This is a genomic window from Hymenobacter qilianensis (genome assembly GCF_014638675.1).
Taxonomy (GTDB): domain Bacteria; phylum Bacteroidota; class Bacteroidia; order Cytophagales; family Hymenobacteraceae; genus Hymenobacter; species Hymenobacter qilianensis.
This window is the reverse complement of sequence record NZ_BMFN01000001.1, coordinates 1,762,633-1,786,064: the sequence shown is the minus strand read 5'-3', so window position 1 is coordinate 1,786,064 and position 23,432 is coordinate 1,762,633. Positions and strand designations below refer to the sequence as shown.

Annotated in this window: 21 protein-coding genes; 11 read left to right on the top strand and 10 right to left on the bottom strand. The window is 55.6% G+C overall.

Going from position 1 to position 23,432, the window contains the following annotated elements:
• Positions 1-22 precede the first annotated feature (22 nt).
• Together IEW06_RS07615 and IEW06_RS07610 are read right to left on the bottom strand one after the other, a co-directional pair.
• Positions 23-805, bottom strand: coding sequence for a TspO-related membrane protein (locus IEW06_RS07615; protein ID WP_188547867.1), 783 nt, complete (start codon positions 803-805; stop codon positions 23-25).
• A 113-nt stretch (positions 806-918) separates the two neighbouring features.
• On the bottom strand, positions 919-1,221 hold the full coding sequence (locus IEW06_RS07610) for a hypothetical protein (RefSeq protein WP_187734369.1): 303 nt from the start codon (positions 1,219-1,221) through the stop codon (positions 919-921).
• A 51-nt stretch (positions 1,222-1,272) separates the two neighbouring features.
• On the opposite strand from IEW06_RS07610, the gene IEW06_RS07605 reads away from it, so the two are divergent.
• The 3 genes from IEW06_RS07605 to uxuA all read left to right on the top strand — a co-directional run bounded on the left by IEW06_RS07605 (position 1,273) and on the right by uxuA (position 5,530).
• Positions 1,273-2,655, top strand: coding sequence for a 3-keto-disaccharide hydrolase (locus tag IEW06_RS07605; RefSeq protein WP_229743067.1), 1,383 nt, complete (start codon positions 1,273-1,275; stop codon positions 2,653-2,655).
• 287 nt (positions 2,656-2,942) lie between these two features.
• On the top strand, positions 2,943-4,298 hold the full coding sequence (locus tag IEW06_RS07600; RefSeq protein ID WP_187733220.1) for a Gfo/Idh/MocA family protein: 1,356 nt from the start codon (positions 2,943-2,945) through the stop codon (positions 4,296-4,298).
• Between the two features lie 59 nt (positions 4,299-4,357).
• Positions 4,358-5,530, top strand: a complete 1,173-nt coding sequence (uxuA, locus tag IEW06_RS07595; protein WP_187733221.1) for a mannonate dehydratase — start codon at positions 4,358-4,360, stop codon at positions 5,528-5,530.
• Between the two features lie 165 nt (positions 5,531-5,695).
• Here uxuA and IEW06_RS07590 read toward each other — a convergent pair whose 3' ends face one another.
• The gene (locus IEW06_RS07590; RefSeq protein WP_187733222.1) at positions 5,696-6,109 is read right to left on the bottom strand and encodes a DUF2251 domain-containing protein; all 414 of its coding nucleotides are present in this window, start codon (positions 6,107-6,109) and stop codon (positions 5,696-5,698) included.
• Positions 6,110-6,180: 71 nt separating this feature from the next.
• Positions 6,181-9,021 carry an excinuclease ABC subunit UvrA gene (gene uvrA / locus IEW06_RS07585; protein WP_188547865.1) on the bottom strand — a complete coding sequence of 947 codons (2,841 nt, stop codon included), beginning with the start codon at positions 9,019-9,021 and terminating at the stop codon, positions 6,181-6,183.
• Positions 9,022-9,175: 154 nt separating this feature from the next.
• Between uvrA and IEW06_RS07580 the strand changes: the two genes are divergently transcribed.
• The 3 genes from IEW06_RS07580 to IEW06_RS07570 all read left to right on the top strand — a co-directional run bounded on the left by IEW06_RS07580 (position 9,176) and on the right by IEW06_RS07570 (position 10,838).
• A complete protein-coding gene (locus tag IEW06_RS07580; protein ID WP_187733223.1) occupies positions 9,176-9,649 on the top strand; it encodes an NTF2 fold immunity protein in 474 nt (157 codons plus the stop codon).
• 184 nt (positions 9,650-9,833) lie between these two features.
• Positions 9,834-10,289, top strand: a complete 456-nt coding sequence (locus IEW06_RS07575) for a hypothetical protein (protein ID WP_187733224.1) — start codon at positions 9,834-9,836, stop codon at positions 10,287-10,289.
• A 39-nt stretch (positions 10,290-10,328) separates the two neighbouring features.
• Positions 10,329-10,838, top strand: coding sequence for a DUF1905 domain-containing protein (locus tag IEW06_RS07570; protein ID WP_187733225.1), 510 nt, complete (start codon positions 10,329-10,331; stop codon positions 10,836-10,838).
• Positions 10,839-11,022: 184 nt separating this feature from the next.
• On the opposite strand, the gene IEW06_RS07565 is transcribed toward IEW06_RS07570, so the two are convergent.
• The gene (locus tag IEW06_RS07565) at positions 11,023-11,709 is read right to left on the bottom strand and encodes an SGNH/GDSL hydrolase family protein (RefSeq protein ID WP_187733226.1); all 687 of its coding nucleotides are present in this window, start codon (positions 11,707-11,709) and stop codon (positions 11,023-11,025) included.
• A gap of 266 nt (positions 11,710-11,975) precedes the next feature.
• Here IEW06_RS07565 and IEW06_RS07560 point away from each other — a divergent pair, with 266 nt between their 5' ends.
• Together IEW06_RS07560 and IEW06_RS07555 are read left to right on the top strand one after the other, a co-directional pair.
• On the top strand, positions 11,976-13,454 hold the full coding sequence (locus IEW06_RS07560) for an alpha/beta hydrolase family protein (RefSeq protein ID WP_188547863.1): 1,479 nt from the start codon (positions 11,976-11,978) through the stop codon (positions 13,452-13,454).
• A 280-nt stretch (positions 13,455-13,734) separates the two neighbouring features.
• A complete protein-coding gene (locus IEW06_RS07555) occupies positions 13,735-15,177 on the top strand; it encodes an alpha/beta hydrolase family protein (RefSeq protein ID WP_187733228.1) in 1,443 nt (480 codons plus the stop codon).
• 82 nt (positions 15,178-15,259) lie between these two features.
• Here the strand turns inward: IEW06_RS07555 and IEW06_RS07550 are convergent, their stop codons facing one another.
• From IEW06_RS07550 to IEW06_RS07530, 5 genes are all read right to left on the bottom strand, one after another.
• The gene (locus IEW06_RS07550; protein ID WP_187733229.1) at positions 15,260-16,993 is read right to left on the bottom strand and encodes a DUF4974 domain-containing protein; all 1,734 of its coding nucleotides are present in this window, start codon (positions 16,991-16,993) and stop codon (positions 15,260-15,262) included.
• Between the two features lie 39 nt (positions 16,994-17,032).
• Entirely contained in the window at positions 17,033-18,091 is a 1,059-nt protein-coding gene (locus IEW06_RS07545; protein WP_187733230.1) for a FecR family protein, read from the bottom strand.
• A 91-nt stretch (positions 18,092-18,182) separates the two neighbouring features.
• Positions 18,183-18,917: a head GIN domain-containing protein gene (locus IEW06_RS07540; protein ID WP_187733231.1), complete on the bottom strand. Its 735-nt coding sequence runs from the start codon at positions 18,915-18,917 to the stop codon at positions 18,183-18,185.
• Positions 18,918-19,016: 99 nt separating this feature from the next.
• On the bottom strand, positions 19,017-19,592 hold the full coding sequence (locus tag IEW06_RS07535) for an RNA polymerase sigma-70 factor (protein WP_187733232.1): 576 nt from the start codon (positions 19,590-19,592) through the stop codon (positions 19,017-19,019).
• A 283-nt stretch (positions 19,593-19,875) separates the two neighbouring features.
• Positions 19,876-21,168, bottom strand: a complete 1,293-nt coding sequence (locus tag IEW06_RS07530) for an MFS transporter (RefSeq protein ID WP_188547861.1) — start codon at positions 21,166-21,168, stop codon at positions 19,876-19,878.
• A gap of 647 nt (positions 21,169-21,815) precedes the next feature.
• Here IEW06_RS07530 and IEW06_RS07525 point away from each other — a divergent pair.
• From IEW06_RS07525 to nth, 3 genes are all read left to right on the top strand, one after another.
• Positions 21,816-22,451 carry an RNA polymerase sigma factor gene (locus IEW06_RS07525; protein WP_187312003.1) on the top strand — a complete coding sequence of 212 codons (636 nt, stop codon included), beginning with the start codon at positions 21,816-21,818 and terminating at the stop codon, positions 22,449-22,451.
• A complete protein-coding gene (locus IEW06_RS07520; RefSeq protein ID WP_223284735.1) occupies positions 22,390-22,620 on the top strand; it encodes an anti-sigma factor in 231 nt (76 codons plus the stop codon). The genes IEW06_RS07525 and IEW06_RS07520 overlap by 62 nt, the downstream gene beginning before the upstream one ends.
• A gap of 70 nt (positions 22,621-22,690) precedes the next feature.
• Positions 22,691-23,419, top strand: a complete 729-nt coding sequence (gene nth, locus IEW06_RS07515) for an endonuclease III (protein ID WP_187733233.1) — start codon at positions 22,691-22,693, stop codon at positions 23,417-23,419.
• The last annotated feature ends 13 nt before the right edge of the window (positions 23,420-23,432 follow it).

Sequence of the window (23,432 nt, the reverse complement as noted above, 5' to 3'; positions counted from 1 at the left end):
CAATGGCCGTTGGTGGTGGCGGCTACGTGCGGCTTCGAGACAGAAAAACGCCCACCAAGCCAACCAGCGCCGCCCCAATAAGCGCAGCCCAGCCCAGCTCGGGGTAGGCAGCGCGCTGCGCCACCCAGATGGCCACCAGCGCCCAGGCAAGCACTAGCGGATACACGCTTTCCCGAAAAGCCCAGCTTATGATAAGTCCTAGCGCCACAACCACCGCCAGCAGCCCAAACGCGAGCAGCACAGCCACATTCAGGGGCGTTTGCCAGCCCATGTCGCGCAAGCCGAGCGTGATATTTATCACCGAAGCCACCGAAATCCAGCCCAGATACAAGGCAAACGGCACGCTCGCCCACCCCGTAGCCTCACCGGCCAGCACTTGCCGCCGCGCCCGGCCATACACGATAATGAGCGCCCCCAGAATAATCAGCATGGTGAGGACACTGAGCGCAATCAGCTCGTAGGCAAACAGCACTACCCAAGCGGCCGTGGCCAGACTAGCTACAGTGAGCGGCACGGCTATGGTATCGGGCAGAGGGTTGTGGCGCTGCGCGGGCAATAGCTGCCACACCGCATAGATGGTCAGCGCCAGAAAAATTGCCCCCCAGATGCTGAAGGCATAGCCTGCGGGCGTGATAAGCGTCGGATACTGGGCCGACACCGCGCCCATGGTTTGCCCATTAAAGGGATAAGCCTGACTGTAGTAGTTCAGGCCAATGTTACCCAGAATACTCAGAGCTGCGAGCCAGCGCCAAACGCGTGCAGCCGTTACGGGCACCCCCGAATCGAAAGAAGCAGTAGTTGTCATGAATAGCAGGTGAATTAGGTGGTTGTGTAGTCCTACGGAAGCACTACCGTAGGTGTTGGGTACGCAGGTTATTGGCAATGTGCTAATTACAAAAATCCCTTGGGCTTTGTGCGTCAGAAATGGCTTGGGGCAACTGGTCTATAACAGGAAGTGACGTTGGTTGGCTGAGGCTTATCAGTCGGGGTGTACACCTGCCGCCTAATCAGCACCTTGCCGTTGCTGACGCGGCCCGTGGTAGTCGTCAAACAGGTCATCAAAAGCTCCTTATCGTAAGAGTATTGGTTCAAAATTCCCTCAAAGATGGTCTGGGGGGCTTTTATTACCGATTGAGCACAACAGCAGTCGCGGCGGCGGCTGACTTGAGTAAGCTTCCGGAAAGCAGACTCAACCCCAGAATGCTGCAAGCGAATAGCCAAAACTTTAGTAGCTTGACTCGACCTGATTACAAACCTCATCCAATCCGCCCCTTGAAAACAAACCGATCTTTACTTGCGGGCCTGGCCCTGGCCCTCCTGGCTTTCGCCCAGCCCCACCAAGCGGCGGCTACTACCGCCGACGAGTGGCAGAACCTGTTCGACGGCAAGACCCTGAAGGGCTGGAAGCGTTTGGCGGGCACGGCCGATTACAAAGTGGAAAACGGCGCCATCGTCGGGACGACCGTCATGAATTCGGGCAACACGTTTCTGGTCACGGAGAAAGAGTACGGCGACTTTCAGCTGGAGCTCGACATCATGATTGAAAGCGCGGTGAGCAACTCGGGCGTGCAGACGCGCAGCCACTTCAACACGCCGGGCTTCGAGAATAAGGTGTATGGCCGGCAGGTGGAGGTCGATCCGTCGGAGCGGAGCTGGTCGGGGGGCATTTATGATGAGGCGCGCCGGCAGTGGCTCTACCCGCTCGATCTGCACCCCCAGGCCAAGCCGCTTTTCAAGGTGGGCCAGTACAACCACATCAAAGTGGAGTGCATCGGCCAGGAGATGAAAACCTGGATCAATGACAAGCCCGTGGCTTACGTGGTAGATCCCGTTGATCCGCGGGGATTCATTGGTCTGCAGGTGCATGGCATCACCACCAAAGAGCAGGAGGGCAAAAAAGTCTACTTCAAAAACATCAAAATCAAGACGACGAACCTGAAGCCCAGCGCTTTCCCCGCCGATATCTACGTGGTCAACTTTGTGCCTAACTACCTGACGGAGTACGAAAAACAACATGGCTGGAAGCTGCTTTTCGACGGCAAAACGCCAACCAGTTGGCGCAGCGCCAAGGCCGCGACGTTTCCGGCTCAGGGCTGGCAAACCAAAGACGGCGCGCTAACCGTGCTGTCGTCGGAGGGCAAAGAGGCGGCCAACGGCGGCGACATCGTTACCAAAGATCAGTACAAAGCCTTCGATTTGTCTTTTGAATTCAAGCTCTCGCCGGGGGCCAATAGCGGCGTGAAATACTTCGTGACCCTGGACGAAAAGACCCAAGGCTCGGCCATTGGCTTGGAATACCAGATTCTCGACGACGAGCTGCACCCCGACGCCAAGCTCGGCCGCGACGGCAACCGCACCCTGGCCTCGCTTTATGATTTGCAGAAAGCTGACAAGAACCCGCGCTTTCTTCACCCCATCGGGGAGTGGAATGTGGGCCGCGTAGTCGTGTACCCCGACAACCGGGTAGAGCACTACCTGAACGGGGCGAAAGTGCTCGAATACGTGCGTGGCTCACAGGAATTCCGGGACTTAGTGGCCCAGAGCAAGTATAAGATCTGGCCGAATTTCGGCGAGGCGGCAGCGGGCCACATCCTCTTGCAGGACCACGGCAACCTGGTTTCTTTCCGCAGCATCAAAATAAAAGAGCTGAAGTAGCAATAGCTTTAATTAGCTCTTTTCCAGCTATTAAGGCCGTCAGGCAGAGCGGTAGCGAAGCATCTTGCGTGCTGATGTTGCCAAGCTAACTGTCATGCTGAGCTTGTCGAAGCATCTCTACTGGTTACTAATCTCAATCGGTGCACAGCGAAGCGGTAGAGATGCTTCGACTCCGCTCAGCATGACGTTCTTTTTATGATGAATTACTACTTCTGCATCAGCACGCGAGATGCTTCGCGTTGCTCTGCATGACCGCCTGGTTTTCTACGTCCATATACCCAAATCCTATGTCTACCGAACGTCGTCAATTTATTAAGCAAACGGCCTTAGCCAGCGCTGGGGTGCTTTTTTCGCAGGTCAGCTGGTCGGCCAGCAGCTACAAGCGGATACTTGGCTCCAATGACAGGGTGCGCGTCGGCGTAGTTGGCTTCTCGGACCGGCATCGTGACTCGCACATGCCTTGCTTCATGAATCACTACAAGGAGCTGAACTTCGACGTGGTGGCCGTGTCGGACATCTGGAAGCAGCGGCGGGAAGAAGGCGCGGCCGCCTGGAAAGCCAAGCTGGGCTACGACGTGGCGGCTTACCGCAACAACGAAGAGATGTATGCTAAGAAGGCCGTAGACGCCGTATTTATCGGCACCGCCGATTTTCAGCACGCCCTGCACGCCATTGAAGCCGTAAAAGCCGGCTGCGATGCTTACGTGGAAAAGCCCTTTGCCGAAACCATGGCTGATAATCGGGCCGCCCTGAAAGCCATCAAAGCCTCCGACCGTATTATCCAGATTGGTTCCCAACGCCGCAGCGGCACCAATTATCACGCGGCCGAGGCCTTTATCAAGTCGGGCAAGTTTGGGCCTATCACGATGGTGGAGCTTACCTGGAACGTGAACCAGCCCGGCCGCTGGCGCCGGCCAGCGTTGGTAGCCCAGCTCAAAGAATCGGACGTTGATTGGAAGCGGTTTCTGATGAACCGGCCCGCCGAAGCCTTCGACCCGCGCAAATACCTGGAATACCGGCTTTTCTGGCCTTACTCTTCGGGCTTACCTGGCCAGTGGATGAGCCACCAGATCGACACTGTGCATTGGTTTACGGGTCTGCCGCATCCGCGCAGCGTGGTGGCCAATGGCGGCATTTATATGTGGAAAGACGGCCGCCGCAACTGGGACACGATGACCGCCGTGTTCGACTATGGGCCTTTGAATGACCCAGCCACCGGCTTCCAGGTAACATTTGGCGCCCGCATGCACAACGGCGATGAGCGCCCAGCCGAGATTTATTACTCCAATGGCGGCGAGCTCAACCTGATTACCAATCAAGTCTCGCCCCGCGGCGGCCTCACCAAGAAATTCGCCGAGGCCATGCAGCTACAAGCCAATCTGCTGCCGGAAATGAGCTTGTCCAATGCCGAAGCGGTAGTAGCATCGGCCAATACCGGGGGCGATACGCTGACCTCGAACCACGTGCGCAACTGGATGGAGTGCGTGCGCAGCCGCAAAGCCCCGCACGCGCCGGTTGAGGCCGGCTACAGCCATTCTATTGCCAACATCATGACCACGGCCGCCGCGCGCACCGGCATGAAGGCTACATTTGATGAGAAAACCCAGGAAGTGATGGTGGGGGGCAAAGTGTTTACGCTCTAACCGGGCGAGAGCAAGAATGCCCCGCTCCGCACAAAGTTCAAATAGCAGCTACTTTTTATATGCCCATTATTCAAAGTTGGCGCTGGTACGGCCCCAACGACCCGGTCAGCCTTTCCGATATCCGACAGGCGGGCGCTACTGATGTGGTGTCGGCCCTACATTATATTCCCAATGGCGAGGTGTGGCCGGTGGCTGACATCAAGCAGCGGCAGGCTGAAGTAGCCGCAGCCGGCTTGGTATGGAGCGTGGTAGAAAGTGTGCCCGTGCACGAGCAGATCAAAACCCGTACGGGTAATTTCGAGCACTACATTGCCAATTACCAGCAGAGCCTGCGCAACTTGGCGGCCTGCGGCATCCGCACCGTTACGTACAACTTCATGCCCGTGCTCGACTGGACGCGCACGGATCTGGCCTACGAAGTAGAAGATGGCTCCAAGGCTCTGCGCTTCGAAAAAGATGCGTTTGTATCCTTTGACGCGCTGCTACTGAAGCGGCACGGCGCCGCGCAGGAGTACACGGCGGAAGAGTTGGCCAGAGCCGAAGCACGCCTCGCGGCTATGAGCGAGGCGGAGCGGCATCAGCTAGAACGCAACATTATTGCCGGTTTACCGGGCAGCGAAGAAAGCTTTACGCTCACGCAGTTTCAGCAGGCGCTGGATGTTTATGATGGCATCGACGCGGCGCGGCTGCGGCAGCACCTGATTCTGTTTTTGCAAGCTATAGTGCCCGTGGCCGAAGAAGTTGGCGTAAACCTGGCCATTCACCCCGACGACCCGCCCTACCCTATTCTGGGGTTGCCGCGTGTGGTAAGCACCGCCGCCGACGTGGAGGCTCTAGCCGCCGCCGTGCCTTCTCTGCACAACGGCCTGTGTTTCTGCACCGGCTCCTTCGGCGTGCGCCCCGATAACGACCTGCCCCAGATGGTGCGCCAGTTCGCCGACCGGATTCATTTCATCCACCTGCGCAGCACTCAGCGCGATGTGGGGGGCAATTTTTACGAAGCCAACCACCTGGAAGGCGACGTAGATATGTACGCCGTGATGCGCGAGCTGATTGCCGTCATGCGCCAGCGGCAGGTAAGCCTGCCCATGCGCCCCGACCACGGCCACCAGATGCTCGACGACCTGCACAAAAAAACCAACCCCGGCTACTCTGCCATCGGCCGCCTGCGCGGCCTAGCCGAATTGCGCGGCCTGGAAATGGGCATTTCACGCAGCGGGGTAGCTGTTTAGCAAAGGATGTAGAGACGCACCATTTTGCGTCTCCTTGTTGAACGACTTGGTACTGAACGAGCAACCTTCCATGTCTAACAACATCAGCAACGAAGAGTCGCAAAATATTGCGTCTCTACATCGTGCTGGAACCCAAATTTGCCCCCCAGAGAATCTCAGAGCTGCTCAAGCGGCAAAGTATTTATCCACCAGTTCATCCGTTAGCTCCCGCGAGCCTAACTGCCCATTTTGGGCGGGCGGAAAAGCGTTGCGGCAGAACCCAGCCTGGCGCTGGAAATCATACAGCGCGTGGCTTTTGCCGTTGATGAGCAGCACAGCCGTGTTTTGGCCTTCATCCCAGAAGATCTGGGCAGTAATAGGCACGTCCCGATCTTCGATATCGGCCACGTTGTAGATGTGAAGCGCATCCAGTAGCCCCAACTCACTCCCATTCTGCAAAGCGTAGAAGTAGCCGGTGGTGCCATCGTCTTCAAATAGAACCTGAAACTCGTTATTGGCGGCTGCACTGCTTATCAGGCGGTTTTTCTCGCCCGGCTCTGGCTCGCCTACTCGGAATTTTTCTTCGACACTTAAGATCATAGCTACAATAAAAAAGGAGCCGCTAGGTAGCGGCTCCTTCGTTTTACGGCAAACTTAATTGTGTGGTGAATTTAAACTTTATCGGCTAGGAAGCGGGCTGTGTGGTTGGTGTCTTTGAGCTTTACCATATCCTCGGGCGTGCCTTCGAACAATAAATGCCCCCCATTAAGGCCACCTTCCGGGCCAAGATCGATAATCCAGTCGGCGCACTTGATGATGTCGACGTTGTGCTCGATGATGAGGACTGAATTGCCTTGCTCGATCAGGGCGTTCAGGGCTTTGAGCAGCTTGTTGATGTCGTGGAAGTGAAGGCCGGTGCTGGGCTCGTCGAAGATGAAGAGGATCTTATCCTGCTGCAAGGTGGCGCCTTTGGTCAGGAAGGAAGCCAGCTTCACACGCTGGGCTTCGCCGCCCGAAAGCGTGTTGGCCGACTGGCCCAGGCGGATATAACCTAGTCCTACGTCGTCGAGGGGCCTGAGGCGTTCGGCTACTTTGGGCTGGCCTTTGAAGAACTCCACGGCGTCGGCTACGGTCATGTCGAGCACGTCGTCGATACCTTTTTCCTGGAATTTCACGTCCAGAATATCCTGCTTGAACTTGTGGCCGTTGCAGCTTTCGCAGGTCAGGTAGATGTCAGCCATAAACTGCATCTCAATTTTCACCTGCCCTTCGCCTTGGCACACTTCGCAGCGTCCGCCTTCGATGTTGAAGCTAAAGTGCGAAGGCTTCAAGCCGCGCGCTTTGGCCAAAGGCTGCTCTGAAAACAAGGTTCGGATGGCGTCGTAGGCCTTCACGTACGTTACAGGGTTGGAGCGCGAGGACTTGCCGATTGGGTTCTGATCGACAAATTCTACGTGTGTCACCTGGCCATTCACGCCCATGAGGCGGTCGAACCGGCCGGTAGCCTCACCGGCTCCGCCACCGAGCTGCTTCATGAGCGCGGGGGCCAAAATGCGCTTTACCAGCGTCGATTTGCCCGAGCCCGATACGCCCGTTACCACCGTCATCACGTTCAGGGGAAACTTCACGTTGACGTTTTTGAGGTTGTTTTCGCGGGCGCCGGTTATTTCCAAGGCATTGCGCCAAGGGCGGCGCGAGCTAGGCACTTTCACCTCCATTTTGCCCCCCAGATACTGGCCGGTATAGGTACTGGTATTTTTTAGAATCTCGGGGTAAGTGCCCTGGAACATAAGGTTGCCGCCGCCCGAACCGGCTTCGGGGCCGATGTCGATAATCTGGTCGGCTTGCTCCATCATCATTTCCTCGTGCTCCACCACAATCACGGTGTTGCCGAGTTTCTGCAAGGAGCGCAGCACGCCAATAAGCTGCTCCGCGTCCTTGGGGTGCAGGCCGATGCTGGGCTCATCCAGAATATACATGGAGCCCACCAGCGCCGAACCGAGCGACGTCGCCAGCGAAATCCGCTGCGATTCGCCCCCCGAGAGCGTGCTGCTCAGGCGATTGAGCGTGAGGTAGCCCAGGCCGACGCGGTGCAGGTAACCCAGGCGGTTGGTTACCTCTGTTACGAGGCGCTCGGCCACTTTGGCGTCGTGCTCGGTTAGGGTTAGGTTGTTGAAAAACTCCAGGGCCTTGCTCACCGGCAGCAGCACTACGTCGGTAATGCTCTGGCCGTCGATCTTGACGTATTGGGCGTCTTTGCGCAGGCGTGTTCCGCGGCAATCGGGGCAGGTGGTGCGGCCCCGGTAGCGGCTTTGCAGCACGCGGTACTGGATTTTGTGAGTCTGGGTGCTCACCCAGCGGAAGTACGCGTCGAGGCCCTCAAAGTACTTATTGCCGTCCCAAAGCAAGCGGCGCTCGGCTTCGGTCAATTCGTTGTAGGGACGGTGAATGGGGAAGTCGAAGCGGATGCCGTTTTTCAGCAAAGGCTTCAGCCACTCACTCTGCTTATCGGTGCGCCAGGGGGCAATGGCGCCCTCAAACACGGTTAGGTTTTGGTCGGGAATAACGAGGTCTTCATCAATACCCAGCACCGAGCCGAAGCCTTCGCAGGTCTGGCAGGCGCCGTAGGGATTGTTGAAGCTGAAGAAGTTGACGCTCGGCTCCTCGAAGCTCATACCGTCCAGCTCGAAGCGGTCGGAGAAGGTGCGGGTTTCGTCGTCGAGGCGCACCAGGCAAGTGCCGTGGCCCTCGAAAAAGGCGGTTTGCACCGAATCGGAGAGGCGGAACTGCAAATCTTCGTCGCCGGGCCGGATAACGGCGCGGTCAATCATGATGTGCACCGCACCCTTCACTTCCGGCTTGCCTTCCCCAATCAGGTCTTCGATGAATGACACTTCGCCGTCTTCCGTCACTACCCGCGAGTAGCCTTTTTGCAGCAGCAAATCCAGCTCCTTGCTCATCTTCCGGCCTTCCTCGGAAGGAGTCAGCGGAGCCAGCAGCATCACGCGCGCGCCATCGGGCAACGTGAACAGAAAATCGACCACGTCGGCCACGTTGTCCTTGCGCACCTGCTCGCCGCTGACGGGCGAAAACGTGCGACCCACGCGGGCAAACAGCAGCTTGAGGTAATCATAAATCTCGGTGCTGGTGCCGACGGTGGAGCGGTTGTTCTTAATAGAAACCTTCTGCTCGATGGCAATAGCCGGCGAAATGCCCCGGATATAATCGACGTCGGGCTTGTCCATGCGGCCCAGAAACTGGCGGGCGTAGCTGCTCAAGCTCTCCACGTACATACGCTGGCCTTCAGCGTACAACGTATCAAACGCCAGGCTCGACTTGCCCGACCCCGACAGCCCCGTAACGACAATAAACTTGTTGCGCGGCAGGGCTACGCTGAGGTTTTTGAGATTATGAACCCGAGCATTTTTAATCAGAATAAACTCGCGCGGATCAAGCGCGTCAATCGGGTCGTCCGCGGGGGCCGACACCTGGAGGGAAGCAGTTTTGGGCATAGGTAACGTAACAGCCGGCAGCGGGTGGAAGGTTTCGCCCACAGCGTTTTGAATTCGCAAAGGTACGGCGGGGGTGGTTGGGTTGGTAACTACCTAATTGTTTTGCGCAACCGATGGCAGCCGGTTTAGTGGCGTTATGCTCTGCCCTATTACCTTGCGTATCAAAGATATATTGCCACTAATAAGGCTACTGCTGAGTAGCGGCGATATAGGTGTTAGCACCAATGCGATGACGACTCAATTACTGGAAATGACGACTGCAAGAGCTATTTACTTTTTTATGCTTCTCATGTTAACACAGCCGGCATGTAGTCAGCAATTAAATGACAGGACGGTTTTAGGCAGGGCTTACGCCGAGAAAGAATTGAAATTCGCGCTGGGAGGCAAAATACAGCATAACATTATTGACAACGAAAATGCCATTATAAAGGATAGCGTAACTGCAATAAGTATAGCAGAGCCTATTTTATTCAGCATTTACGGGAAAGACAACATAACCCGGCAGAGACCCTACGAAATATACTTTATTGACAAGTACTGGGTAATTAGCGGAACGCTTTTGGAGAATTCTGTCGGCGGGACATTTTTAATCATCGTGGACGCAAGAAATAGTAAAATAGTAAAATAGTAAGAATAACTCATGGAAAATAATTACAGGTAATAATTAAAGTACCCCAACTGGCGCGAGTTTAGCGCACCGTAACTCGTGACACTTATTCGGGCGAGGCTGTGTCTCGCATTAGAACGTCCCGGTAACTTAATCTCGCGCGAGTTTGCCGCTAACGCGGCAGTGGAGGCACAGCCTCCACATCATGGTTGGTCACGAGTTACGCTGCGCTAAACTCGCGCCAGCACTGGAGACATATCCTATCAAACTCATTTTCAATATTATCGAATTAAAAATGACTGATAATACAGGAATGACCTATGACTTCATCTGCTTTACAGATTTGGCATACGAGTTTGAATTCTGCGGGAAAAAGGAAGCAGAAACTAAGATTAAAAGACGGCTTAAATATTATAAAGCAGGAGAATACAGTCAAGAGCGTGTTGACTATATCAGACAATTGAAAATCGACTTGTATTCAGAAATATCTCAAACATCAAAGTCTAAATATTTTCGCAAATCGAAGTCGGAATACTCAGCCTTTGAAGACTTCAATCTCGAACAAATGAGAACCGATTACAATAAGAAATATGACAAGTTGAACAAGAATGAATTAGGTAGAATGATAATTTTTGCTATATACTTATACCATATGAGGTAGCTCAATCCTAGAATATTTTATCTGTTTTATACCCAACCCATGCCCATTGAAGTCATAAATGCAGACGTGACGCTGGAGAAATTTTCCGGCAAAGGTGGCTGGACGTATGCACCCGTACCGGCGCCAGCGTCGTTTGCGGGTTCCAAGGGCTACTTCAGCACGCTGCCGGTGAGCGGGCACATCGATGCGTTTGAGTTAACCGACACTCACTTGATGTCCATGGGTCAGGGTCGGCTGTTTCTGCCGGTGAAGGCCGCTATTCGCAAGCAGTTGGGCAAGCAGGCCGGCGACGTGGTGCGGCTGGTGCTCTTCTGCCCCGATCAAGAGGCGCCGCTCACTGTATCCGCCGATGACTTTCGGGAGTGTCTGGCGGAGGTGCCCGGTGCGCTGGAAGCCTACGAGCGCCTGACCGTCGCCCACCAGCAAGCCTGGGTGGCGTGGGTAGCGGCCGCTTCCACCGATGAGCAAAAGGTAGTTCGCGCCGAAGCCGCCTGCACGCGGCTGGCACATTTGCCCCCCAACACGAAAAGCTGCCTGCCACCGACGTAAAAAAGCCCCCCAGCGGCGGCTGAGGAAAGTGTTTTTGCTCCTTGCTGTGCTCAGGCAGTCACTAGGCGGTCATGCAGAGCAGAGCGAAGCATCTCGCGTGTTTAATTGTTTAGCTTGGCAACATCAGCACGCGAGATGCTTCGCTCTGCTCTGCATGACGTTCAATATTTTTGGGAACGCCTCCTTACTTAGCTAAAACCGGCCGTACTGCCTCCGTCCAGATTTCATAGCCGGCGCGGGTCATGTGCAGGCCATCTTCCAGGAACAGCTCGAGTCGGGGCTTGCCATCGGGGCCGAGCATGGGCGTGCCTACATCCACGAAACGCAGCCGTTTGGGGCGCTTCTCCATGTATTGACGGATGAGGTTGTTTGCCTCCTGCATTTTGGGGTAAAGCTCCCAGCGCGCCAGACTGGGCTTGATGGCCAGAAAAACCAGCTGTGACTTGGGCAGCTTCCGGCGCATCAGCTTCTCAAACGTCCGGAACGACGCGTACACTTCCTGGGGCGTAGCGCCGGCGGCAATGTCGTTGTCGCCTTCGTAGATCACCACTTGCCGAGGCCGGTAGCGCAAGACCAGCTGATCAAACAGCTGAATGGCATCGGGGAAGCGCGAGCCGCCGAAGCCACGATTCAGCACTGGCTGATTGGGAAAATCGGTGTCCAGCGTTTCCCACATGCGGATGGAGGAGCTGCCGTAAAACAGAATGGACGCTATGGGGGGCTTTTTGAGGCTATCCTGGCGGGCAAATGCGCGCAGCTCGGTCGTCCATTGGGCGGCGGGTGGCGCCGTTGTTTGGGCGTAGCCACTTAGCGCCAGCCACGACAGAAGCAGAAGAGTAAAACCAATTCGCATATAGTGGGATGTGAGCATGCTGAAGGGCAAAAACGAGAATTGCTGCACGATAAGATACTACCGAAACAGGTAACCAAAAGGCTTGGCGCGGGGCGCTAAATCGTAAAGTCTGTCGTTCAACCTTAGAAATGCCCCCCAGCCGGCCGCGCTTTACTTACGCAAAGTGCGCCTCGGGCAGCGATGAAGAACAGGTGTGTGAAGTAGCAAAATTTGCGGAACGTTATACTATTCTCATCCCTGGCCGGCGTTTTGCACCCACCGTAGCTATTCCTATCCCGCCATATATGCGTTTTACCACTCCGCTTCTGCTTTTCCTCCAACTGGCACTTGTTTGTAGTGCCTCCCTGCTCAGCGCCGCGCCCCTCCCAACCCTGGGGGGCAAATGGAGCGGCACCCTGAAAATACCGAGCGGTAAGCTGCTCCAACTTCAGATTGATATAACTGATATAAACGGAAAGCGCACCGCCAGCCTCGACATACCCACCCAAAATGCTCACGATATCGCCGTGGAGCGTGTAGAGGTGCGCGGCGACAGCCTGCACTTACAGGCCAGTGCCATTCGGGCTTCGTTTGCGGGCCGCATAGCGCCCAACGGCGGCCTGATAACTGGTAAGTGGCGGCAGAACGGCGCCAGACTGCCCCTGTTGTTGCAGCGCACAAGCACCGCAGTAGTAGCCGCGGCGGCAGCCGCTGCCCCGACCACGGTGTCCACCAAATCGGCTGTGGGCAGCAAAAACGCCAAGCGCCCCCAGGAGCCCACAGCGCCGTTTCCTTACCGCGAGGAAGAAGTACGCTTTGCCAATAAGGCCGCCGGTATTCAGTTCGCGGGTACTCTCACGGTGCCCCAGGGCGCGGGGCCATTTCCGGCCGTGGTGCTGCTTTCGGGCTCCGGCGCCCAAAACCGCGACCAGGCCGTATTTGGTCACCGCCCTTTCTGGGTAATTGCCGACTACCTCACCCGCCGCGGCATTGCCGTACTGCGCTTCGACGACCGGGGTGTGGGACAGTCGGGGGGCAATTCGGCCACGGCCACGGCCGCCGACTACGCTACCGATGCTCAGGCCGCCCTGGACTTTCTGCGTACCCGTCGCGAGATAAATAGCAAAAGCCTTGGTCTGGTGGGCCACAGCGAAGGCGGTACGGCTGCCATTGCCGCCGCCAATAAAGCGCAAACCCCCAGCTTTTTGGTATTGCTGGCTACGCCCGGTGTGCTGGGACCAGAAGTAATTGTGCGGCAGACGCTGGATATATCTCGGCTAAAAACGCACGACGCCAAGATTCTGGCTGGCGTAGAGCAGCGCCAGCGGGCCCTGCTCAATATCGTGCAGCAGATCAGCGACAATAAGCACGCGCGGGCCCGCCTCATTCCGGCCATGATTCCGCCCATTCCGCTGCCTCCTGAGCAGGCCGCCCAGATGCAAAAGCTAGCGGAGGATAAAGCCGCCATGATGACGACTCCCGCTTACCGCTTTATGCTGGAGGATAATCCGCCCAAAAACCTGCGCACTATTAAGTGCCCGGTGCTGGCCCTCAATGGCTCCAAAGACCTGCTGGTAGCCGCCGAGCTCAATCTGAAATCCATCGAAAAAGCTTTGAAAACCGGAGGCAACCGCGACGTAACCGTGCGGGAGCTTTCCGGCCTGAATCACCTTTTTCAGACAGCCTCCACTGGTGCCGTAACTGAGTATGAGGGCATTGCGGAGACCTTTTCCCCCACGGCCCTGCAAGCAATGGGCGACTGGATTGTGCAACGAGCTAAGTAAGCGGTGAATTGACTATTGAGGTATCAGCAGGCCTTATAAACGTCCGTTAACCACATTCTTATATTTTTCTAATACAAAGCACATTCTATCTGAACGGCACATGAATTGTGTTGGTGCAAATATTTGTATTAAATTAACCCAAAATAGCTTACCAAGCTTTCTTAATCACAATTATCCACGATTAAGAAGATACGCCCATGTTCTCACTCACAGGTTTCAATGATGCAAATATTGTAACTTTATGAAGAAATCTTTACTCATTTCTCTGTTAGCCTGTCTTATGCTTTGGCTGCCTACCATTACCGTAGCTGCTGATCCTGCCCCTTTAAAAGGCCAGTGGAAAGGCTTGCTGAAGGTGCCGGGGGGCAGTTTGGAGCTGATTATCACCATCATGCCGCTCACCAACGGCTCTTACTATGCGGCGCTTGACGTGCCGAAGCAACGAGTAAACCGCATGCCGGTGGAAGTTGAGCTGAAAGGCAACGATCTGACGCTGCGCATGGAGCAGGCCGGCAGCAGTTTTGTGGGTAAAGTAGGTCAGGGCGGCGCTACTCTCACCGGAACCTGGAAGCAGCCGGGCCTTACTGCTCCGCTTGTGCTAAAGCGGCTGGTAGTTTCTACCCCGCCGGTAGCGAAAAAAGCGCGCCTGACTCCGCCCTACCGCGAAGAGGATGTGACGTTTATGAATGCCGCCGCCAAGCTCAAATTGGCGGGCACCCTGACTGTACCGGCCGGCCCGGGACCGTTCCCGGCTGTAGCTCTGCTATCCGATACAGGCCCGCAGGATCGTGACGCCGGGCAGCAGGAATACCGCATGTTCGGGCAGCTGGCCGACTATCTGACCCGGCGCGGCATCGCGGTGCTGCGTTTTGATGACCGGGGCGTGGGCAAATCGGGCGGTGACTACCGCACGGCTACCACCGTCGATTTGGTAGGCGATGCGCAAGCAGCCCTGACTTTCCTCCGCTCCCGTGACCTCATCGATCCGCAGCACGTGGGCCTGCTAGGCCACGGCGAAGGGGCCAACGTAGCCTTGCTCGCCGCCGCCGATCTGCATACTAAGGCCCCGGACTTCGTGGTATCGTTAGCGGGCTACGGCTTAACCGGCCGCGATGTGCTTCTGCGGCAGCAGGTAGAGATTATGCGACTTATCGGGTCAGATGCACAGCAGGTGCAAGCGGCCGTCGATCTGCACAACCGCATGGTTGATGTCATACGTCAGACCCCGGATGACACCCAGGCCCGCGCTAAACTGGCCGGTATTCTGCGGCTCAACAACACCCATATCGACCCAGTAATGGCCAAAGCGCGTTCCATTCAGCTCACCACGCCTTGGTCGCGCTATTTCATGGATTTCGACCCTACCCACAAATTGTCTGACGTACGGTGCCCGGTGCTGGCCCTCAACGGCATAGACGACCTGCAGGTAGCGGCCCGCACCAATCTTACTATCCTGTCGAAAGGCCTTAACAGCAACCGCGATGTAACCGTGCATAAGCTGGCCGGCGTCAATCATTCCTTTCAGCCCGACCCTAAAGAGTGGCCCATAGTCAATGGTGAGCAACAGCCAGCTTTCTCACCTAAGGCGTTGAATACCATCCGTGAGTGGGTAATGGAGCGTAGCGGGCAGCCCGATGCTAAAAAGCTAGCGGCGCACACTGCTTTTTTCAAACGCCTGAAGCCCAGCTTCTCTAAGCAAACCAAGAGCCAGGCCAGCCGGTAACCGTTTGGGCTTTCTATAGCGAAACCCGCTCAACTCGTTCTTAGCGCGAAGAACGGGTTGAGCGGGTTTCGCTATAGAAAGCTTATAAGCGCACCCCAACGCTGTAGCCAATCCAGCCCAGAACACGGGTATTCGTGTCGCCCTCGTCGAGCCAGAGGCTGCGGTTTTGCAGAAGGCTGGAGTACACTTGAGCACGCTCCGTATCGTAGCGCTGGGTGACGAGTACGCTCACCGTGGGCCCAGCCACAATGCGCAGCCGGCCACCTGCTTTCAGGGGTGCGAAACCTACCATCAGGCGCAGCTGGTTGTGCAGATTCAGGTCTTCGGTCCAGCCGCGGCTTTCCTCGTTTACGTGCATAGCTACCGCATCAATACTTAAGCTGACGCGGCGCTGGGCAAATACTTCGGTGCCCACACCATAGCCAAGGCCCCAGCGTCGGTCGCGGCTGCCGAAGCCATCGTAGGCGCCGGTGAAAAAGGTGTAGAAGCTAGGGGAACCGCCCAGCTTCAGACTTGCGCTTACGGGCCACGATTCTGTATTAATTACTTCCACACGGTGGTAGCCGCGGCGCACAAAGTTGAGCGGCGCAATGCTCACGCCCGCTACCGAGTCAGCAACATTAAGCAGCCCCGCTAGTTGCACGCCCCGCACCATACCGCCGACATTAAACAAGCCAGCAGCCTGCGCACCCCGCACTTCTCCCAGTGCTACGTTGAATAAGCCAGCGGCCTGAAACGTTGGTCGACCGGGGAGCATTTTCGCGTCATTATTCTCATCAGTAGCTACCTGGGGGGCTTTTTTGGAAGGGCCAACATAATTGAACAGACCAGCCGTTTGGGCCCCGCTTACGGGACGAGTAGCTACGTTGAACAAGCCCGCTGCCTGCCACCCTGTACCCGCGCCGCCCAGTACATTCAGCAACCCTGCCCCCTGAAAGCCAGTCAGGTTGCGCCCCACCACGTTGGCCAGACCAGCAACCTGCACACCTCGCACCGAGTCGCGGTCCACGTTGAACAGGCCCGCGGCTTCTACCCCATTCACTCCCGCCGAATAGCCCCCCAGCACGTTCAACGACACTCTATTCACCGTTTGGCCGCTACGCAAGCCATTCGACCCCAAAGGTCCCAGAAAAGAAACCTGTACCTGCTTGGTAACCGTAGGCCGCCGCGTTTTTTCTGCTGCAACCTCTGGGGTAGCCAGCTGCGCTGTAGAATCTGTCGAGGCGGTAGCGGTGAGTGTATCCACTGAGCCGGATGGAACCGAGGCAACACTTGCGCTGGTAGCTGGCGCGGCGGTTTGCACCGATTGAGTCCCCGACTTTGCGGTATCATTCGCAGCTACGGCAGTCGAAGCCTGGGGGGCTTTTTTCTTACTTGGCAGCGGTTTACTCGACTGCGGCTTGCTTGGGGTTGAGCTAGTAGTGGCCGTTGCCTTTGTGGCGGTGCCCTTGCTTGCTGCATTTGCTCCTGAATCAACTCCAGGCTTAGACGGAGTTATGGAGTGCAGCACCACTTGGTCGCCTACCAGCTCGTAGCCGATGTTTTTACCAGCTAGTACAATGTTCAGCACGAAGCGTAGCGACTGATTTTGCACACTGAGCGTCACGGGTTGGCTTAAATCAAGCGCCGTATTGCTGTAGGATATACGCACGCCATATTGGCGCCGCAGCGTACGCAGCACCGATTCGAGCGGCGCCTGATTGAAGGTCACTGTCACTTTGCGCTCCAGCACTGAAGCTGAGCTATTTTGGGCCTGAGTAGGTAGCCCGCCTAGGGCAAAAAACAAGGCCAGGGCTAGGCATATGCGGTTTCGCATAGCTATTGTGGTTTAAAAGGCGAAAGAAATTCCGAGCTGCTAGCGGCAGCCCGGCCCGTCGAGTATATAGCCGGCGCCTGATTGGCTTACCGTTAAGTTGGCCGATAAACTCACCACGCGCAGCACCTGAGGTAAACTGGCCTGGGCGAACGTCCCCGTGAAACGGCAGCGACCAAGAGCCGGATTGGCCAGCGTTACGGGTTGGTCGTAGTAGCGGGTCAGCGTTTGAGCGAGTTGTTCCAACGACTGATTGTCAAATACTAATTCCTGGCGCTGCCAGGCGCGGAAGTTGGGATCCACAATGGGTTTCTGCACCGCCGCCGTGGGCGCTACCCGATGAATCACCCCGCGCAATCCTGCCGTCAGCAGCACCGAATCAGAGCCAGTTGGCAAGCGACGCACCGGGCTGAAAGCCACTCGTCCTGTCACTACGGCCACTTCTACTGAGTCTTCAGCGCCGTAGGCTCGCACGTTGAAGGACGTACCTAATACCTGCGTACGGGTTTCATTAGCAAGCACCGTGAATGGGCGGCCGTGGTCTTTTTTCACTTCAAAAAACGCCTCCCCCTGTAGCTGTACTACCCGAGCCGTTTGGTTGAAGTTGGCAGCGTAGCTTAGCGTAGAATGACGATTCACCCACACCTGGCTGCCATCGGGCAATGTGGTTTGTTGGCGCTGGGCACCAGCCGTCACGGTTACCATTTCCTGCTGGCTGGGGGGCAAAAAAACACGCAACAGACTCCATACGCCCACTAGCAGCAGTACCGCTGCCGCCACCCGTAGCCACGGCCGCGCGGCAGCCCACATCGGCACCACTTTCCCCGCCGGTATTGCTGCCTGAACCGGGGCCGCTGGAGCTAGGTCAGCGGCTACCCGGAAGCGCTGCCAGGCTGGTTCCACATCAGCTTCCACAAATTCTTCAGTGGCAGTTCCGCCTCGCTCCCACGCCCGGATGGCGGCGGTAAGCAGCGGCAAACGCTCTGGCATAGCCGTTACCCAAGCATGCAGCTCCTGTTGTTCCGACGCAGAGGCCTCGCCAGCCAAGTGTTTGGCCAGCAGATCCCAGGGGGCATCTGTGTCGGAATACAAGTCGGGCATGAACAGGAGCGGCAACTGAGCCTGCTAAATTCGGTGTTTTCAGGGCTGCGGAAGGCAGTTTAGCAATTCCCCCGAAGCAATGCAAGGCAACCTAATTATCGGATAGCACCTTGCCTGAACCCGTAATTCGGCTGCTTACGGCGGGGTTGCCACGGTAGTAAACCGAGCCACTGCCTGTAATGTCGGCATTAAGCGTTCGTGAGGCGCGCACGTAGCTTCTCCCCGATCCGGCAATGGCTACGTAACTGTCCTGCGTATCCAGGCCGTAGGCATCTACCCGACCCGATCCGCTGATGTTAACGTTGTGGCTGGGCGCCAAGCCGCTCAGTTTTGCCGCGCCCGAGCCTGATATGCTCGTCCGTAAAGCATCAGCTTTATTGAAAATTAAGCTAGCCTCACCCGAACCTGACACGCCCACGCGGAAGCTGGTAGCTGTCCAGGGCGTTGTGCTGCTCACTTTCCCTGACCCTGACACTTCCACTTCGGTCAGCGCAGGCACCGTTATATAGATTTGGACAGGATTATGGCCGCGCACATTGTAGCGTCCATACTCTATCTCCAGCTTGTCACCGGCCAGCTCCGTTTCAAGTACGTCGAGAATGTTGCGCTGGGCTTCTATTCGCACTTCCTGGGGGCTGCCCTGGGTCAGAATTACGTCGGCATCGATCTTAAGCTCGAGGCGGCTGAAGCTATTGATGGTTCGGGTTTCTGTTTGGGTCGGGCCGGTACCGCGCACGCTCGGGCCTAGCAGGTCGCCTTCGCGGTCGCAGGCGGTGGTAGTAAGCAGGACGGCTGGTAATGCCAATAAGAGCAGTAGCTTTTTCATAGCTGACAATAGGTTGGGAGATGGAAGGCTTTCAGTAGTAAGACTCACATCCCCGCCATTACCCCTACGTCAGGTGAAAATATTTTTTTGCCGTAGCTTTTACCAACACAAAAAGCTGTGCAACAGACCTTGAAGGCCTTTTCGAAGCAGCCGCAGGGCTTTACCCATCTGGTTTTCCACCGTTTTGGGGGCTACTTCCAAGGCATCGGCAATCTGCTGGTAGCTCATGCCTTCCTGCCTGCTCAGTAAGAACACGGCGCGGCATTGGGGCGGCAGAGAATCGAGAGCGGCGGCTACGGCAGCTTCGGCTTCCTGGCCGTGCACTTGTTCATCGGTGGTATTGCGGCCGGGGTCGGGCAGGCTGGCTTCGTCCCACGCTATTTGGCGCTTCTGACGGGCAGCGTGGCGCAGAGCGGCATTCATAGCCGCCCGATATAAGTAAGCCTGGTAGGTGGAGGTAATATGAAGAGTGTCGCGGTTTTTCCACACGTTCAAGAGCACGTCTTGCACCAAATCCTCAGCGACGGCGCGGTCCTGCACTATTCGGAAAACGACATTCGCCAGCGACCGGTAGAAGGCTCTGAATAACGTTTCCATAAACGCCTCCGCATCCGTGCGCTGCAGCTCTGCCAAGCGAAGCTCTAAATCAGAGGCAGGTTCGGTAGCGATAGACATATCGAGGTGGAAATGACAACCACAACTCCTGAATTCACCTTATATACTAACTCTTCTAAACAGCCCAAACACAAGGTAAACTCTTCAACCATAGCCCATTATCTGTTTCGCTTAATGTTTGGTAACGCGAAGAATATGGCGAATCTATTTACGTGCTCAGGTAAGTAATATGGGTGCAACAATACAGCTTTACCTGCTGATACCCAGTCTTATGTTCCTATTTTTTACTGGATAAGTACCTGAATCCGAATTCTAGAGTGCGCTAATGACCCTAAAAGAATTATTAGGCTGCTGCAACAGGCTCTGCCTCGGGTGTTAAATCAAGACGACGCAATTTATCCGCTTTAATAGCTGTGATTCCCACCACCAACAGCGTCATCACACCACCAAATATCACCGACGGGACAACGCCCATAAGTCGGGCTGCCGCTCCCGACTCAAAGGAACCGATTTCGTTGGAAGAACCGATGAAAATGTTGTTCACGGCCGAAACGCGGCCTTTCATATGCTCTGGTGTGAAGGTATGCAGCAGCGTAGAGCGCACGATAACTGAGACGGAGTCGAACGCCCCGGTAAGAAACAGCAATACCAACGACAGCCAAAAGTTGCGCGATAGCGCGAAGCAGATGGTCGCGACGCCAAAGCCCCCCACGGCCCACAACAGCTTGCGCCCGGCCCGGCGCCTTAAGGGGAAATACGTCATCAGCACGGCCATCAGCACCGAGCCCACAGCCGGGGCGGCGCGCAAGTAGCCTAGTCCTTCGGGGCCCGTACGCAGAATGGTATCGGCGAAAATGGGCAACAGAGCTACGGCTCCGCCAAAGAGCACCGCAAACAGATCGAGCGATAATGCCGCCAGCACCAGCTGGTTGCTAAAAATAAACTGCACGCCTGAGAGAATACTTTCCTTTAAATCCAAGCGCTCACCTTCTATCGCGGGCAGGGCGCGGCCCGCAATGCTACCGTACAACAGCAGGGCCATCGCCATCAGCACCGCATCAACGCCGTAAGCGGTATTGATACCAGCCTTGGCAAATAAAAGCCCCCCAATGGCTGGACCCAGCACGGCGGCCGCCTGATACGTGGTGCTGTTCCAGGTAATGGCATTTGATAGCCGCTCGCGGTCGGGGATAAGCTGGGGCATAAAGGAAAAAAGCGCTGGCCCCAGAAAGCCGCGTGCAATGCCACTCACGAATATGACAGCGTACAGCGGCAGCGTATAAAACTGATCCTTTGCCAGCAGCCACGACCCAATTGGCCGGGTGAGCATAAACAGCGTCACGGAGCAGAAAAGCAATACCGTGACGGCAGCCACAATAATATTCTTGCGCCGCACCGAGTCTGCCACGTGCCCGGCGTACAGCGACACCACAATACTAGGGATTGCTTCGGCCAAGCCAATCAGGCCTAACGCCAGAGGATCATTCGTGAGCTGAAACATTTGCCAGCTCACCACCACGCCCTGAATTTGGGTAGCGACGGTCATGCACACGCGAGCTGACAGCAGGCGCCGAAACTCGGGCAGCCGCAGGGCGGCGTATGGATCGTGGGGCCCGGCAGAGGAAAGAACGGACATAAGAGAAACGCAGGTCGAAATCGGACTTAAAGGTAGCGCAACCCCGCTGGAAAGCAGGGTTACCACGCACCGACCTCGGCTTTATTAGTGAGTTGGCCCTAAGTACAAAGGGCGTTCAGAATTGGTTTTCACACAGTGGGTGCATGGTGAGCAACAGAACTGCTGGTATTCAAACCTTGGGGGGCTTTTTTCGTCTGGCTGCGCGCTATTGTACTTAATCCGGGTGGTGAAACAAACTCGTATTAGTATTTTAGAGGAATCCGGCTACCATAATTCAGTTGGCCAAGCGCATATTTTAACGGCAGAATAATCGGGTTTTGTTTGCTCAATCTGGTTGGCGGCAGCATTACGGTGTTATTATTGCTCATCAGTAAACCTACTTACAGCCTGTATTTAGGGCGTTTGTAGTAGTTACTTTCATTTGTTTTGAAGAGTTAGAAATAATAAATACTTGATTTACAATATTTAATAATTTGTTTCGAGGCGCTCAGAAAAAATATTTTAACAGATTGTTTATCACGTTGTATTTGGTCAACTAGTTTTATACATTTGACTCACCCAGTTATCTTTTTATAAGAATTTTCTCTTTCACCGGCAACCTGCACTATTTGACTTAAAGCTCTACGTTCTCTTAACCCGTAGCCTTTATGGAAACCATGCAGCCGAGTGATTCCGCGTTGATTTCGCTCTACATTGCCGGCAAAGAAGATGCATTCGCTCTCTTGCTGGAGCGGCACAAAGCCCGCGTCTTCACTACTATCATGCTCATCGTGCGCGATGAAGCCGTTGCTGAAGACTTACTCCAAGACACCTTTATAAAAGCCATCCACACCATGAAGGGTGGACGCTATAACGAGGAAGGAAAATTTTCTTCCTGGATTTGCCGCATTGCCCATAATTTGGCCATTGACTGCTTCCGCCGCGAAAAACGTAAGCCTTTATTGAGTCTTGATACAACAAGCCACGCCTTTAATTCGTTGGCTTTAGCGGAAGAGGGCGCGGAAGCGACCATCACCCGCGAAGAGACCCATGCCCGGTTGCGCGAATTAATTCAGGACCTGCCCGCGGCGCAGAAGGAAGTGCTTGTGATGCGTCATTATGGCGATATGAGCTTTCAGGAAATCGCCGATGCAACGGGGGTCAGCATTAATACCGCTCTGGGGAGGATGCGCTACGCGCTTATCAACCTGCGGAAAAAAATGGCCGCACAACCCGTTTTCTATGATCAAAACATTTACCCACGAGAAGCTGATCCGGTACGTGTACAACGAGTTGCCGGATAAGGAACGCCAGGAAGTAGAGCAAGCCTTGGCGCACGATGCTGAGCTGGCCGCCCGCTGTGCCGATTTGCTGCTGGCTCAGCGCTGCCTCACCAGCTTGCAACGCGGTCCCCAGCCCGCAACGACCCAAGCCATTCTACAATATTCGCGCAACTTTCTGACGCCGTCGTAGAAGAGAAAAGGAGGGAATGAGTAACGAGAGTAGCGTATTTTGCTGCTTTATTACTCATTCCCTCTTTTTTATGCGCAAGGCTGAACGGTTTCGTCGCTTTCTGGACTATTTCACCACGCACTTCCCGGAGCCGCAAACGGAACTACAGTATTCCAATCCGTACGAGCTGATTGTGGCGGTAGTACTCAGCGCCCAGTGCACCGACAAGCGCGTAAACCTGGTGATGCCCGAGTTGCTGCGGCATTTCCCGACACCGGCCCACTTAGGCGCGGCAACAGCCGAGGAGGTCTACCCGTTTATCCGCAGCGTTTCCTACCCGAATAACAAGGCGAAGCACTTAGCTGGCTTGGGAAAAATGCTGATGGATGAATTTGGCGGCGAAGTACCAAGCACCATTGAGGAGTTGCAGCGCTTGCCGGGCGTTGGCCGCAAAACGGCCAATGTTGTGGTTTCCGTCATTTATAATCAGCCGGCCATGGCAGTGGATACCCATGTATTCCGGGTGTCGCATCGGTTGGGGTTGGTCAATCGCTCATCTACTACGCCGCTGGCAGTAGAGAAGGATTTGGTGCGCTATACTCCCGAAACGCTGATTCCGAAGGCTCACCACTGGCTGATTCTGCATGGCCGCTACATTTGCGTAGCTCGCCAGCCCAAATGCGCTGTTTGTCCCCTCACCGATTTCTGCAAGTATTATGCAGAGCATTTTGGCTTGTCTGCTCCTGATGGCCCCGGTTCGTTAACTGAGCCAAAATTACCCCCCAGTATCACAGATAACGACGCTGCGGGCACAACATAGTACATAAGTAGTC

What these genes read in the sequence shown, in the direction of transcription:
- IEW06_RS07615 (WP_188547867.1), bottom strand. Translation starts at nt 805, where the DNA reads ATGACAACTACTGCTTCTTTCGATTCGGGGGTGCCCGTAACGGCTGCA.
- IEW06_RS07600 (WP_187733220.1), top strand. Translation starts at nt 2,943, where the DNA reads ATGTCTACCGAACGTCGTCAATTTATTAAGCAAACGGCCTTAGCCAGC.
- uxuA (WP_187733221.1), top strand. Translation starts at nt 4,358, where the DNA reads ATGCCCATTATTCAAAGTTGGCGCTGGTACGGCCCCAACGACCCGGTC.
- IEW06_RS07590 (WP_187733222.1), bottom strand. Translation starts at nt 6,109, where the DNA reads ATGATCTTAAGTGTCGAAGAAAAATTCCGAGTAGGCGAGCCAGAGCCG.
- uvrA (WP_188547865.1), bottom strand. Translation starts at nt 9,021, where the DNA reads ATGCCCAAAACTGCTTCCCTCCAGGTGTCGGCCCCCGCGGACGACCCG.
- IEW06_RS07575 (WP_187733224.1), top strand. Translation starts at nt 9,834, where the DNA reads ATGGTTGGTCACGAGTTACGCTGCGCTAAACTCGCGCCAGCACTGGAG.
- IEW06_RS07570 (WP_187733225.1), top strand. Translation starts at nt 10,329, where the DNA reads ATGCCCATTGAAGTCATAAATGCAGACGTGACGCTGGAGAAATTTTCC.
- IEW06_RS07565 (WP_187733226.1), bottom strand. Translation starts at nt 11,709, where the DNA reads ATGCTCACATCCCACTATATGCGAATTGGTTTTACTCTTCTGCTTCTG.
- IEW06_RS07560 (WP_188547863.1), top strand. Translation starts at nt 11,976, where the DNA reads ATGCGTTTTACCACTCCGCTTCTGCTTTTCCTCCAACTGGCACTTGTT.
- IEW06_RS07555 (WP_187733228.1), top strand. Translation starts at nt 13,735, where the DNA reads ATGCTTTGGCTGCCTACCATTACCGTAGCTGCTGATCCTGCCCCTTTA.
- IEW06_RS07550 (WP_187733229.1), bottom strand. Translation starts at nt 16,993, where the DNA reads ATGCGAAACCGCATATGCCTAGCCCTGGCCTTGTTTTTTGCCCTAGGC.
- IEW06_RS07545 (WP_187733230.1), bottom strand. Translation starts at nt 18,091, where the DNA reads ATGCCCGACTTGTATTCCGACACAGATGCCCCCTGGGATCTGCTGGCC.
- IEW06_RS07540 (WP_187733231.1), bottom strand. Translation starts at nt 18,917, where the DNA reads ATGAAAAAGCTACTGCTCTTATTGGCATTACCAGCCGTCCTGCTTACT.
- IEW06_RS07535 (WP_187733232.1), bottom strand. Translation starts at nt 19,592, where the DNA reads ATGTCTATCGCTACCGAACCTGCCTCTGATTTAGAGCTTCGCTTGGCA.
- IEW06_RS07530 (WP_188547861.1), bottom strand. Translation starts at nt 21,168, where the DNA reads ATGTCCGTTCTTTCCTCTGCCGGGCCCCACGATCCATACGCCGCCCTG.
- IEW06_RS07525 (WP_187312003.1), top strand. Translation starts at nt 21,816, where the DNA reads ATGGAAACCATGCAGCCGAGTGATTCCGCGTTGATTTCGCTCTACATT.
- IEW06_RS07520 (WP_223284735.1), top strand. Translation starts at nt 22,390, where the DNA reads ATGATCAAAACATTTACCCACGAGAAGCTGATCCGGTACGTGTACAAC.
- nth (WP_187733233.1), top strand. Translation starts at nt 22,691, where the DNA reads ATGCGCAAGGCTGAACGGTTTCGTCGCTTTCTGGACTATTTCACCACG.